This is a genomic window from Calothrix sp. NIES-3974 (assembly GCF_002368395.1).
GTDB lineage: Bacteria > Cyanobacteriota > Cyanobacteriia > Cyanobacteriales > Nostocaceae > NIES-3974.
Window position 1 is genome coordinate 4,404,970 of record NZ_AP018254.1, and the last position, 13,944, is coordinate 4,418,913.

Consider the following 13,944-nt stretch of genomic DNA (forward strand, 5'->3'; position numbering starts at 1 on the left):
CTAGATTATTCTTGAGATAGTATTAATGTCAAGAAATTTTTCAGATACAATTAAATTTTCTAACATTTTTGCAGTTTTGACTGCGAGCTATTTGTTTTTGACTTTGACACCAATTGAATATCCTACACCGATAGCAAAACCCTTGATTTTGAGGGTTTCCAGTCAATTACCCATCCCATCGACCCACCGTCAAGAATCCGCAGCAGTTTTGATTGCGGATTAGTTTGCCGTTCAATGGCATTTACTTCAAGTTGCTGTGTCTAGTAACTTTACTAATTTCTAATTGTTGCATTCTACTATCTATATAACTCTGAAGCCGTTCGTATGAGTAGCATACTTGTCAAAACCCCCACCGATATCAAAATTCCAGAATGGTTACAACATTGTTTGGAGTGTAATCCCTGTCCAGAGGATGGAAGTGATGAATCACATAGGAGGGGAGATACGGATTTAATTTGTCGGGCATTCTTATTCGCCTATGAGCTCCATCAGGGACAATGGCGTAAGTCCGGGGAACCCTATATTTCTCACCCCATTGCGGTGGCTGGTTTATTAAGAGATTTAGGGGGTAGCCCTGCTATGATAGCAGCTGGGTTTCTGCATGATGTAGTGGAGGATACAGATGTCACAATTGAGGAAATAGAATCTCGATTTGGGGAGGAAGTGAGACGCTTAGTTGAAGGCGTGACAAAGCTTTCTAAAATTAATTTTGAGAGTAAAACCGAAGGTCAAGCGGAGAATTTTCGGCGGATGTTTTTGGCGACTGCTCAGGATATCCGGGTAATCGTGGTGAAGTTGGCTGACCGTTTGCATAATATGCGGACTTTGTATGCGGTACCGGAACCAAGTCGTCGTCGCACCGCTTTAGAAACCCGTGATATTTTTGCTCCCTTAGCGAACCGTTTGGGGATTTGGCATTTTAAATGGGAACTGGAAGATTTAGCCTTTAAGTATCTAGAACCAGAAGCATTTCGGAATATGCAGCAACTGGTGGCAGAAAAGCGGGATGCACGGGTAGAGCGGTTGGATAAGGTAGCGCAAATGCTGCGATCGCGTTTAGAGGAAGCGGGGATCGAAGTGGCGGAAATTAGCGGTCGCCCGAAACATTTATACAGTATTTATCAAAAAATGCAACGCCAGAATAAGGAATTCCACGAGATTTTTGATTTGGCAGCATTACGAATTATTGTTAAAACCAATGAAGACTGTTATCGAGCGTTAGCGGTGGTTCATGATGTCTTCCGTCCCATACCTGGTCGTTTTAAAGATTATATTGGCTTACCGAAATCGAATCGCTATCAATCCCTACATACGGGTGTACTCGGTCCTTGGAATCGTCCTTTGGAGGTACAAATTCGCACTGTGGAAATGCACCATGTGGCAGAGTATGGGATTGCTGCCCACTGGAAGTATAAGGAAGCGGGTAATTCCCAGCAACAGTTGAGTGCGACTGACGAAAAATTTACTTGGTTGCGTCAGCTTTTAGAATGGCAGAAGGATTTGAATGATGCCCAGGAATACATGGAAGGTATCAAAGAGAATCTATTTGAGGATGAAGTTTATGTATTTACACCGAAAGGGGATTTAATCGCCTTGGGAGCGGGTTCAACTCCCGTTGATTTTGCCTACCGGATTCATACCGAGGTGGGGAATCACTGTGCAGGAGCGAAGGTGAACGGGAAAATCGTACCTTTGTCAACGAAATTACAAAATGGCGATATCGTGGAGATAATTACCCAGAAAAATAGCCATCCCAGTTTAGATTGGTTGAACTTTATTGAAACTTCGGCAGCCAAAAATCGGATTAAACAATGGTATAAGCGATCGCGACGGGAAGAAAATATTGCCCGTGGTCGGGATTTACTGGAAAAGGAAATTGGGAAGGTGGGATTTGAGAATGTGTTGAAATCCCAACCGATGCAAAATGTGGCGGAAAAATGTAATTACCACAGTGTGGAGGATTTGCTTGCGGGTCTGGGTTATGGTGAACTCACTTCTAATTTAGTTTTGAATCGTTGGCGGGAAGTTGTCAAATCACAGCAACCTCCAGCACCTCTTGCGGAAGGAAATATTAGCAGCTTACCGAAAACAGCTCCGAAAACAGTGCGGGAGGTTCCACCTTCCTCCCGTGGTAGCGACTCACCGATTGTCGGGGTGGAAGGGATGGTTTACCACCTTGCTGGTTGTTGTACACCCATTCCCGGAGAAAAAATTATCGGTGTGGTGACCAGGGGAAGGGGAATTACCATCCATCGTCAAGGTTGCCATAATCTCGAACATGTGGAATGCGATCGCCTAGTTCCCGTCACCTGGAATGAAAATGCATCCACCAATGAACGTTTACCGACCTATCCCGTTAACGTCCAAATCGAAGTTTTAGATCGGGTGGGTGTGTTGATGGATATTCTGTCTCGCTTACGCGACCAGGGAATCAACGTTACCCATGCCAACGTCAAAACCGCCGTTAACCAACCCGCTCGGATTGACCTCGGTTTAGAAATACGCGATCGCAAACAATTAGAACAAGTGTTTGTCCAAATTAAAAAAATGAGCGATATTCTCAACATCCGTCGCGTCGGACAAATCAACGAGTCCCAGGTGGAAAGTATCTAGGGGGAGTTTTTGGGAGCAGGGGTAGCAGAAGATTTATATATAAATACTTCTGTATATGATATTGACATCTCCAGAGGTTACGTATTACCCCTAACTACACAAGGATTTGAGTTTCTTTGTTGGAGATGTCTGATCATCCCGACTCCCGATGACCCGATCCTATCTCCTGTCTCCTCCATCCTTACCCTTTCCCTTGTTCGCTCATGCCATTGCTATCTGATTGATTAGCAACTATTTCCCCTAGAACTTGGTCGAATGTATCTTTAGGCAAAGTTCCGGGGTTGAGAAAGACGATTTTCGCATTTTGGCTTTCTCCCAGTTTTTGACTTGCTTCGACCTGTTCTTGCGCGACTAAATACTGAAGAATTTCCTTACTTTCGGGGTTAGCACGCAGGGTTTGTGACAAAATTTCCATTGCCGTACTAGTCGCTTGAGCGCGTTTGACCGCAGCTTCCTGTTCCCCTTCTGCGGCTGTGATTAAAGCTCGTTTACGAATTACTGCGGCATTTTGCTCTGCTAAGGAATTTTTAATGTTTTCTGGGGGGTTAATACTTTGTATATCGACCCGAACGATTTTCACTCCCCATTCCGATGCATCTCGATTGAGCACCTCTAGTAAAGCTTGGTTCATTTCATTCCGGGAAGCAATAGTTTGTTCCAAGGTGCGACCAGCAATCGTTGCCCGTAATTCTACAGTGACAAGGTTAGCCAAGGCAATTTGAATATCATCAATTTTATAGAAACTTTTTTCCATGTCGATAATCGACCAAAAGACAACCCCGTCAACTTCGATGGTGACATTATCGGCTGTAATTACCTGTTGGGGTTTGATATCGAGTACCTGCTCACGGACGGTATCTTCCATGACTACCGCATCGATAATTGGCACAATAAAATTCAGTCCAGGGGATAATTTTCGATGATATCGTCCCAACCTTTCTACTAATGCCTCATTCCCTTCACTAATCATTTTGGTAGACCCAAAGGCATACCCTATTAGAACTAAAACAATTGCAATCAGAGGTAATTCCATATATTCTCCTGATATTAGCTTGGGGGTGTAAAAGTTAATCAGTTCCTTTATTGATTAATACTAGGCGTTTTATACCCCCCTGTCATTCATACATCTATAGTTTTTAAGTTTTTAGTGTAGTTTTATTTAGCTTGTATTTTTGGGAACACAGGTTTTGTCTGACTTTTGATACATCTGATACATCCAGCTAGTAGGCGATCGCTATTAAACCATCATCACTATCTAACCGCAAGAGCTAACACAATTTTGGATTTTGGATTTTGGATTACCGTTTCCCCACTCCCTATTCCCTATTCCCCACTCCCTATTTTCTCGATCACCGCTTCCCCACTCCCTATTTTCAATTTACTGTTTAAAATCAAGCAAGATACAGCTTACCATCATCATCAAGGCAAGGAATCATCAGCGTGGACGATAACTACCAAACCTATCTCAATCGGATTGTACGAATGACCTTACCACAGGCATATCAGAACCAGGTGCAACATATTCAGGAATCCACGAAGTTTCATCATTCCCCATCCCAAGGTTCCCAAGCCGCACCGTTTCCGGGTTACACAATCATAACTCCACCTCAAGGGGATGATTCGATTAACTCCCTACTGTACACTCAGTTGCACAAGCTCCAATGCCAATTGGTGGAATTACTCTGCGATGCTAATCTAATTGTAGCTTTACCGTTAGCAAGTTTCCATCTGACTTTAGCTGATTTAATTTGGGATAGTGCCTACAAAAACGCTTGCTCCCTCAACCCTAATTATGAAGTTGAGTTGCGCGATTGTATCCAGAGTATTTTTCAGCAATATCAGAATAAATATCCACACTTGCAAACACCTATCATTTGGCGTTATTCTGGTTTAATTGTCATGCCACGGGCTATCGGCGTGGCATTAGTTCCCAGAAATGCCAGTGATTATGAGCAAATCATCAATTTTCGCCGCCTAGTGTACCAAAACTCCCAACTAATTGCTTTAGGTATAGAACAACACTATCACCTGACCGCCCATATTACCCTGGGATATTTTCGGACAATTCCAGCCAATTTCAACCGCGATCGCTTTGTGGATTTACTCGATCAACTCAACCAAACTTGGCTAGATCAAACCCTGGAATTTACTATTCATCGGGCTGAATTGCGTAAATTTGATGACATGAGCCATTTCTATCGTCAACCAGATTGGGCTACCCTTGATTTTGGAACAGAATAGGATAGGCGGTAATTATCTGATACCGTTTTACTTTTAATTTGATACATTGAGGCAAACAGGGGAGCGGGGAATGGGAAAGTTCTATTATTAACCGTTTCCCCCTATCCCCTCCTGACGACCGTATTCTGTATCCTGTATTCTTCCTGCAAAATGTCTCCAGAACCTGATTTTCTACCAACAGAGGTGATTCTCATACATTCCCGTGGTTTATTGGCAAAGGTGAAACTAGATTGGACACCTCAAGCGGGAAATTGCCTTGATTTAGACGGTCAAACCTACACTGTTTTAGAGCGTCGTCATCGCTATCAACTGAAATCGGGTCAATATTGTTTGTCTAAGATAGCCCTCTATGTCCAACCAGTCCAGTCTTCGACAGAAAAGAGTCTCGTAAATGGATGTTGGGTAATAGGGGATGCTACCTGTATTTATAATGCCCATTCAGAAATTATTCGGTGTGCAGTTAATCCCCAAGGTCCCTGTGAGTCCTGTCAACACTATTCTCGTGGTGAGGGAGTCGAAAGTTAGGCATTGATTTATTGGCACTTTCTCGACTAAAATACCCCTCAAAGTTTACGGTACAGAAGTTTTACTATTTTTCTACAAGCCTGTAATCAAATTGCAGTCCATAGTCAACTAACAGTCAACCTTCCCCTCCAGCAGGATTTCACCTACCTGTAAACGGGAACCGTTGACAAAATCCCATCCTGATAGGACTTTCTTCCCAGCTGGTTGTACCGACAATAGTAACAAGCAACCTACTTGGGTTTGAATAACTGCACCGAGGTTCTTGATGATATCGATCACTTCCCCTGGTGTTCCCACTCGGTTGACAAATTCCGGTAACTTAGGGGCTAATACCTTCTGTAAATCTTCAGGTAGTTCTGATATCTCTAAATCTGTACACAAAGGAATTGTGGAAATAATTTTTAATTGTTGTCCACGCCAATTTGTCCAACAATTGGGATAGAATGCCCTCACCTGATTATGTAAGGCGAAAGCTGGCTTTGACCAATCAATTGGGTAATCTTGCTTCGTGATTAATCTGGCATAGGTAGCAAGATTATTGTCCTGGGGTATGGGTTGGATTTCCCCAGCAGCTAACTTCGTCAATGTTTCCAATAATAGGTCTGCACCGATATTTTCTAAGCGTGTAGCGAGGGTGTGAGCATTGTCGAGGATGCTGATGGGTGTGGTGGCAAACAATAACATTGCTCCCGTATCCATACCCACATCCATCAACATCGTTGTGATTCCTGTAGTGCGATCGCCGTTATACAAACACCATTGAATCGGGGCTGCACCTCGATATTCTGGTAAAATTGACCCATGTACATTAATACAGCCCAAACGGGGCATATTTAATATTTCCGCAGATAAAATTTGTCCATAGGCAACTACAACAAAGGCATCTGCTTGGGTATCCCGTAATTTTTGTAAAGTTTCCTGGTCTTTTTTGATCCGTTCCGGTTGCCAAACAGGAATATGATGTTCATAAGCCACCACCTTCACCGGAGATGGAGTTAGCTTATTGCCGCGATCGCGACGCTTATCTGGTTGGGTGACGACTGCAATTACTTCCATTTCCCGATGGTTAAGTAATTTTTCTAATGTCGGAACCGCAAACTGAGGTGTACCAAAAAATACTATTTTCATTATTCTTTTTATTATTTGCAGAAATAATTTTCAGTGCCTTAATACCAATCTACACAGAATTCTCATTCCTAGGTGATTATGCCCTCTTTTACTTTAAAGTTGAGATATTTAGACAAGCAGGGGAACAAGGGAAACAAAAATTTCGTGGAGGTGATATCATAAATCGCTGGCAATGAATCAGAATATTAAGAATATTACATTTCCTTTCTCAAAAGTATCTCAGAGGCATTTAAAATGGTGGCATCATTGGGCAGAAATCATCCTCTAGATACTTGCAAACAGTTGCAAAATCAGGTTAGATATTAAATAATGTAGTTGTAAATTCGGATTTATTACAAATCCCTAGGACACCCGGGGAGTAAGGAGTAAAAAATCAATCCGTCACCCCGGTCTATAACCTACAGAGTCAGAAACCCAGGAAAAAGCTGGTAGTCAATAAGTTAAGTGACCGCATCTACCCAGCAAAGAAAGTCCTTGCCGAGAAACAACGTGTATTCCCTATCAGTACAGTGAAATTCGTCATTTGACAATTAACAAAAATTATGTTGAAAAGCGTGCTTTTTTCAACATCTTCGGTTAGCATTAATGAGTGGGTTCCCCCGACGTGTAAGTACGGCATCCGTAGGTTCACGATTGGGTTATTAGGCTAGTTTCAGCACTTTTAATCACTCATTAACATGATTTTACTCAGAATACGCTGTATATGCTGTAGTAGTCAGGTGAGTGCATCCCTAGGATTTGCCTAGTTCAGAATTATTGATATCTATAAAAAAACCGCCTACAGAGCTTTCCGGTAGAGATTGACTAAATCTTGGTGGAAACACAAACCAGGCAAAAGCCCTTTGATCCAACTTTTACCTTGTACTTATTCCCCAACTTTATCTACTACCGATTGATGTTGGTTGGTATTGGACTTGGTGCGTATAAGCAAGAAACCGGATTTCAACGATAGCAAAAACTAAGTGTTCGGAAAATAGTCAGAAGCAGTTTCCGCAGATTGATAGATTTAAGCAGAAACACTTAGAAATAGCTTTTGGTAATTGAAATCAGAGCATTGATTATGCTCTTCGCCTGCGAGGTTTGCTTACTTTTAACTTGGCTTGTATCCGTAACATGCGGAAATTAGCTAAAGTAAAGTGTATTTTATATCAAAGGCTAAAGTTGGTGGATTTCTTCATCAAACTTTAGCAGATTATAAATATTTGACCATAGAGGCAAATTATTCGCACGCAGAATAAGTTTCCTGTTATACATGTTATACAAGTAAACACAGCCTGCTAATGACCTAATTCAAAAAGCATTGCTATGCGGCACAGCAACCCCTTTCTAGAGAGTCAACCGATGCTGAAAACCCTTTTGTTGTCGGGATGGTTTCGTGTACAACCATTCTTGAAGTACGTACTAGTCGTTATCGTGATTGCTCCTGCGATCGCAGCGAGTAGTCATGCAAGTTCTGTGAATTTATCGTCATCAGCGATTAAAAATCATGAGGGTATTGCTGCCACTCAAGCGGATGCAGCGAAAGAAACTAATTTATCCCGTGTTAGTATTAAAGAAAACATCGGTGCATCGAGCTTGAACTCGGATTTGCAAGACTCTTCAGGTAACTCTGCCAGCCAACAGCAAGTGGTGCGGGAGGAAATGATTGCGGTTGTTGAACCCGGATTGTTACAGGCATACGCGGGTGGAGTGACTGCGGGAAGTCAATCCCCAGTGGCTGGAGCAAGGGAACCGGAACCCCTAGCATCAGTGGAATTTGCTCCTCCTTTGCAGAATCATTCAGGGGGAGCGGGATTAGCTAATAGTAGTAGTTCCCAGGCAAGTTTAATTGCTAAATTAAAGTCTGCGAAGGCAGGTAGTAATGGCGAAGGATTATTGGGAAACCAGGTATACTTGACAGCGAAAGTACAGCCTGGAATTCGCAATATTCAGCCAATTCTTGATGATGTGCCAGTTTTAGAACAGCAAGAACCGGAAGCGAGGGATTCGGAAGACCCCCTAGGAAGCACTTACCCAATTCCGATGAATTGGATTATGGCCACCCAGGAAGCAATTGGTCCCCGTGGTGGAGGTACGCGATACTACCGTAGCCATCCTGTTGTTTCCCCCGATGGACGCTATGCGGTTTACAGTCGCGTGCAGTTGGAAGTAAAACCCGAAATGCATAAAACACGGGTAAGCAGCGTTTTGTTTATTGAAGACCGACAAACCAAACGTCTGCAGGTTGTCAGTTCCACCTCTCGCAACCGGGATGCACTGATACCCGTTAAAGTCGCTCAGGACATGAATGGAGAGGGAACAATAGGTGTATTAGTTCCGGTGAGTTGGTCAAAACAAGGCGATCGCTTTTTAGCAAGACGATTTGAAGGGGTGATGAATACCTCCCATGCTTCCGATTATGCGGTAATTTGGAATAGAGATAAAAACTATACCCGTACCGTGAGTCCCGTGGATCATCATGCTGAAACCGACACGGAAAAAATAGCAATTTTACTGGGTTGGAGTCAGAATCAACCCGACCGGGTGTTATTCTCGGCTGGGGAAATGGGTAGTGAAGATTGGCCAGTGATTAGCGTGTCCGATGATGGCAGTGTCACCCGTGCATCGGAGGTGGATAAACCTGTCACCTACCGGGAGCTTTCCCAGGTTTGGGCTGGACCCCAGGTTGCTTACCGTTAACCCAGATGATTGATTGTGACAATCAAAGCACAAAGCACTAGAGACTTAGCCCACAGCTATGTCTCTATGTTTTTAATAATTCGTAATTCGTAATAGCATACGGCAACGCTTCGCGTACGTAATACTCGCTACGCGGGAAGCAAGCTACGTAATTAACCTGAGTTCGGGATAAGAAATCCTCAAAACCCTTGATTTTTCTTTGTTTAGTTTGAAGCTCTGTTTTAAACTCTTCTCAACAAGGCATATTATTAAGATTGGTCTCATTTGTGACCCTTATTGACAAAAGAGTCGTAATTTAATTGCTTGTCTTACTACTTAGAGTTTTTCCCAATCCTTACAGAATAGGCTTTTTAGCTTCTGACTTGACCCGAACTCAGGTTAATTAGGGTTTTATGAGAAACCTGTAAAAAAAGGCACGTAGTTGCGCTAGTCTACGACAACTCTGCGGGTATAGCGCAATACGTTTGGTGTTAAAGATAACTCTAGGTTGGGTTGAGGCTTTGCATAGACTGTTGATTTTGTTGATTTTGTGGAAATTTACCCATAAGTTCACACAGTTTTTGTGATGATCTCGTCCCGATGCTCCGCGGGGGGACGCATTCCACGAGGGCTACTGCCTCTACATTCTTCAACCCAACCTACCCAATAATCAGGCTTTTAAGTCTAATTGAACTGTACTTGGAGTATAGCGCTTTAGCTAGAGCGACTACTACTCGACCACATTAATTTTGATGAGTAAAAAAAGGCATGTAGTTGCGCTAGTCTACGACAACCCTGCGGGTATAGCGCTTCTGCTAGAGCCACTACTACAAACCCCTCAAGACTTATGTCCTGGACTTACGCAATCACTACGCGATTACGTCATTGCGTAGATGCATAACGGATCACCGCAGGGTCGTCAGGTAGACGCGCAGCGGCTTCTTGCAAAGTAGCAATCTCAAAGTCTTGTTTTATCGTCATCAGTGCGTAAGTCCTTATGTGGATACTACTGGGAAGAAGTGGTTGGAGTTGTGGTATCGGTGGTTTTCCCTAATTCCTCCTTGACACGACGAATGGGTAAATTTGCGATTAATGCAGTGGTTCTTTGATTGCTTTCGAGGGTAAACTCTAAGCCTTCGTTTTCAACTTCAACATAACGGCAGACTATTTCCAGGATTTCCTGTCGCATTTTTTCCAACATTTCCGGGTTTAAATCCGCACGGTCGTGGGCAATCACCAGTTGTAACCGGCGTTTAACTTGATTACGACTGTGGTCAGAATTACGAGAAAATAAACGTTCGATAAATTCGAGAATCATTACAACTAGCGGTGCAGGGCAAAAGTTAAATAATTTTTGTCCACAGCAATTTGCGTAGACGTGCGAAAATACTATCACCAGGAGCGTCCAGGTCTAGGAATTCAACGGTTTCCCCTTCTAAACGACGGACGATGTTTTCAAAGGCGGTTCCTGCTAGGGAAGGTGTGTCTGATAATACAAGTGGCTCGCCACGATTAGTGGAGACAATGACTCGCTCGTCGTCGGGAACAACACCAATAAGGGGAACAGCTAGGAGTTCCTGAACATCTTGTACAGACATCATATCATTAGCGCGAACCATTGCTGGACGAATCCGGTTAATAATTAAGTGGATTTGCTTAATACCTTGGGCTTCCAGGAGACCAACAACCCGGTCAGCATCACGAACTGCGGAAATTTCGGGAGTGGTAACGATGAGGGCTTCTTTCGCAGGTGCGATCGCATTTTTAAATCCGTTTTCAATACCAGCCGGACTATCAATAATGACGTACTGATATTTTTGGGCTAGGGCATTGACAAGCAGTTTCATTTGGTCGGGACTAACAGCCTCTTTAGTACGATTTTGAGCAGCTGGAAGTAAAACCAGATTGGGTTGACGTTTATCTTTGACTAATGCCTGTTCTAAACGACATTCACGGGACAAAACCTCAATGGCTGTATAAACAATCCGGTTTTCCAGACCTAATAGTAAGTCTAGGTTACGCAACCCAAAGTCAGCATCTACAAGTGCAACTTGTCGTCCAGCTTTGGCTATTGCCATTCCTAGATTGGCAGAAACGGTGGTTTTTCCCACACCTCCTTTCCCGGAGGTGACAACAATAATTCGAGTCATGATTTATATGAGTGCTTCCCTTGGACTCAAGAAGTATAAAGATAATCGCCTGAATTAAAAAGTATAAATTACTAAGGTTGCCAGAGACTTTTTTTTACAAGTTGGCAACGAGGGCGATGCACCAATACACCATAATTCCGCATCGAGAATACAAAATACGTTTGTATAACTAGCTTGTGAACAGCTTTGCAGACGACCGTAAGTGTATTTCGTTAACCTGAATTATGCCGTAATGAATTCAGCACTGATGCTGGGAAATATTTAGTGTTGAAGTAATAATATCTAACTATTAGTCTTTCGCGTCATTCGATTTTGGATTTCCGTAGAGACGACCCGTCGGGTCGTCTCTGTAACCAAATCGTCGGGTCGTCTGTGCAACCAAATCGTCGGGTCGTCTCTGTAACCAAACGTCGGGTCGTCTCTGTAACCAAATCGTCGGGTCGTCTCTGTAACCAAACGTCGGGTCGTCTGTGCAACCAAATCGTCGGGTCGTCTCTGTAACCAAACGTCGGGTCGTCTGTGCAACCAAATCGTCGGGTCGTCTCTAATTTACCTCTGGTTGGCTCCTTTTGCTGGGGTCGATGCGGTTGAGATATTGGGTGCGGGAAAAATCGGTAGCGCGGGTAATGCGAATGGTATCGGATGTAATATGGGCAACTTCTGCTTGAAATTGCTGGGGTGGTTTTTCGGGAGCGCGAGCGACGGCATCAGCAATCCGTAGTTGGGTTGGTTCCATTTGTAAGGCCATAATTAAACATTCACGATTACCTGCGGCTCCAGCGTGGGCTATCCCCCGCAGACGACCCCAAATTAAAATATCTCCGTCAGCAACAATAGTACCCCCTGGATTGACATCACCGACGATAATTACCGTACCGGGATGGCGAATTTCGACACCGGAGCGGACGGTTGTTTCCAGATAAATTGGATCTGCTAGTACCTGTGAACTTTCCTGGGGCGATCGCAATATATCTTGAGGGTGGATTTGGGTTACGGAATATCCAGCTGTCACAGCTGCGATCGCGGTTTGGCGACGACTGGTGGCAATTGATTCTAGCTGGAGTTTGACGTTGCTAAAGGTGTCTGCTAGTTCCTGGAGTTGTCGTCCATCGAGTAATCGGTCTTTGGCATCTAAATGTACTTTACCATTGGGAACAAGTAGGCGATCGCTCGCATTTAATCGGACTTGAAATTGCTGCCAAATCTCACTCCAGGAATACTCGGAACTGGCGATTTGGGCTTCACTGGGTAAAATTACCTGTAGTTTTCCCCCCTCACTTTTTAGTTGTACCTGAAGATGGGGGTGGATTTCTACTGGTTCCGGTAGAGTGTCTAGGGTGGGGGAAGCAGAAATTGGCTCTGGGACAGTATTTTTTTCGGTCAGGTTTCCATTGCTGGATAGGGTTTGAGTTAGGGTTGATACAGATTGTGGTTCTGTTGGTCTTTGAGGAATTTGTCCGTTATGTTCAGATTCGTTGCTTGGTGGTTGATGATTCACTACTTCTAAAACCGGAGGATTATAGGTTTTTGATATTACCAAATAGGCTGGCTGGTCTTCCGTATTTTCCCTATCATTAATCCTGTATTCAATACTTTTTGATGGAGAATCTAAATTTTGTTCCTGTTCAACTAGATTCCCAGGATTTTCCGTTGTAGATGGGGAGGGAACGAGGGATTCATCTGGCTCGTTAGTTACTAAACTAGAAATAAAATGGGGAGTTGTATCATCATGGGTAGATGGAGTTTGATGCAAAAAATTTAAAACATTGTCAACTTCCTCATCCGGGAGAACTTGACGATTGGTTTCTGTTTCCAAAATATCCGTATTCTCCACTGGAGATGGGGAAAAGGGAGAATCTGCATGTAGGTTCTGTCTGGGAGAATCGGCATTCATAATTACCTCACGGAAGTAAGGACAGTCAAGGGATTTTGGATTTTAGATTTTGGATTACCCGAATTTAGGGGGTAAATCAAGGTTTTGGGATTTTGGATTTTGGATTTTGGATTACCGTAGAGACGACCCGTCAAGTCGTCTCTACTATAGATTTTGGATTATTTGATTCTAGATTTTAGATTTTGGATTTTGGATTACTCTTCGGTTGATACTCTGCATTTGGAGCAAGGGAGTGATCAGCCTTAAGTAGTGGGTTGACTTTCTTGCTACTCCCTACTCCCCACTCCCTACTCACTGAAAGTTTAAGGAGTTTGTGAGAAATCCGGGAGTACCTGCGTCTATGGATTTTGGATTACCCGATTTTAGTGTTAAATAGGGATTTTGAGATTTTGCGATCGCGTAGCGACTCAAGAAGGAGTATCGCGTAGCAATTCCTCTGGAGCATCCCATAAGGTATTAGGGATTGCTGTAGGGATTCTGGAAAAAACAACTTTCATCGGTTCTTTTGTCAGTATTACAACATATAGACCACTTAGGATGTCGCTTCTCGATGTTGCTCTTCGATTTTAATTCTTATCGCCAACCATTCAAGACTGATTTCAGATGATTTCGGTTTCACCAATTAAAATACCATAGGGACACAAAGTATACCGAAAATCTGATTCCGGGGAAAAATAAATTCAAAAATCATTTGGGAGACAAAATAAATGTAGCATGGATTACTTTATCTTCAGC

11 protein-coding genes are annotated in these 13,944 nt (G+C 43.2%); 5 read left to right on the plus strand and 6 right to left on the minus strand.

What is annotated here, in order from left to right:
* Positions 1 to 25: 25 nt before the first annotated feature.
* Positions 26 to 223: a hypothetical protein gene (locus CDC37_RS17705; RefSeq protein WP_096623675.1), complete on the plus strand. Its 198-nt coding sequence runs from the start codon at positions 26 to 28 to the stop codon at positions 221 to 223.
* A 101-nt stretch (positions 224 to 324) separates the two neighbouring features.
* On the plus strand, positions 325 to 2,613 hold the full coding sequence (locus CDC37_RS17710; protein WP_096623677.1) for a RelA/SpoT family protein: 2,289 nt from the start codon (positions 325 to 327) through the stop codon (positions 2,611 to 2,613).
* A 181-nt stretch (positions 2,614 to 2,794) separates the two neighbouring features.
* Here the strand turns inward: CDC37_RS17710 and CDC37_RS17715 are convergent, their stop codons facing one another.
* Complete coding sequence (locus CDC37_RS17715) at positions 2,795 to 3,646, minus strand: SPFH domain-containing protein (RefSeq protein WP_096623679.1); 852 nt, start codon at positions 3,644 to 3,646, stop codon at positions 2,795 to 2,797.
* 407 nt (positions 3,647 to 4,053) lie between these two features.
* Between CDC37_RS17715 and CDC37_RS17720 the strand changes: the two genes are divergently transcribed.
* Positions 4,054 to 4,854: a DUF1868 domain-containing protein gene (locus CDC37_RS17720; RefSeq protein WP_096623681.1), complete on the plus strand. Its 801-nt coding sequence runs from the start codon at positions 4,054 to 4,056 to the stop codon at positions 4,852 to 4,854.
* Positions 4,855 to 5,004: 150 nt separating this feature from the next.
* The gene (locus tag CDC37_RS17725; RefSeq protein WP_096623683.1) at positions 5,005 to 5,379 is read left to right on the plus strand and encodes a DUF6464 family protein; all 375 of its coding nucleotides are present in this window, start codon (positions 5,005 to 5,007) and stop codon (positions 5,377 to 5,379) included.
* A 108-nt stretch (positions 5,380 to 5,487) separates the two neighbouring features.
* Here CDC37_RS17725 and fmt read toward each other — a convergent pair whose 3' ends face one another.
* Positions 5,488 to 6,507: a methionyl-tRNA formyltransferase gene (fmt, locus tag CDC37_RS17730; RefSeq protein ID WP_096623685.1), complete on the minus strand. Its 1,020-nt coding sequence runs from the start codon at positions 6,505 to 6,507 to the stop codon at positions 5,488 to 5,490.
* 1,341 nt (positions 6,508 to 7,848) lie between these two features.
* On the opposite strand from fmt, the gene CDC37_RS17740 reads away from it, so the two are divergent.
* Entirely contained in the window at positions 7,849 to 9,186 is a 1,338-nt protein-coding gene (locus CDC37_RS17740) for a hypothetical protein (protein WP_172892795.1), read from the plus strand.
* 985 nt (positions 9,187 to 10,171) lie between these two features.
* Here CDC37_RS17740 and minE read toward each other — a convergent pair.
* From minE to minC, 4 genes are all read right to left on the minus strand, one after another.
* Positions 10,172 to 10,483 (minus strand): cell division topological specificity factor MinE, encoded by a 312-nt coding sequence (minE, locus tag CDC37_RS17745; protein WP_096623689.1) that lies wholly within the window; start codon positions 10,481 to 10,483, stop codon positions 10,172 to 10,174.
* 25 nt (positions 10,484 to 10,508) lie between these two features.
* On the minus strand, positions 10,509 to 11,315 hold the full coding sequence (gene minD / locus CDC37_RS17750; protein ID WP_096623691.1) for a septum site-determining protein MinD: 807 nt from the start codon (positions 11,313 to 11,315) through the stop codon (positions 10,509 to 10,511).
* A gap of 289 nt (positions 11,316 to 11,604) precedes the next feature.
* Positions 11,605 to 11,844 carry a hypothetical protein gene (locus CDC37_RS24465; RefSeq protein WP_157780777.1) on the minus strand — a complete coding sequence of 80 codons (240 nt, stop codon included), beginning with the start codon at positions 11,842 to 11,844 and terminating at the stop codon, positions 11,605 to 11,607.
* A gap of 15 nt (positions 11,845 to 11,859) precedes the next feature.
* A complete protein-coding gene (minC, locus tag CDC37_RS17755; protein ID WP_442861097.1) occupies positions 11,860 to 12,813 on the minus strand; it encodes a septum site-determining protein MinC in 954 nt (317 codons plus the stop codon).
* Positions 12,814 to 13,944: the final 1,131 nt, after the last annotated feature.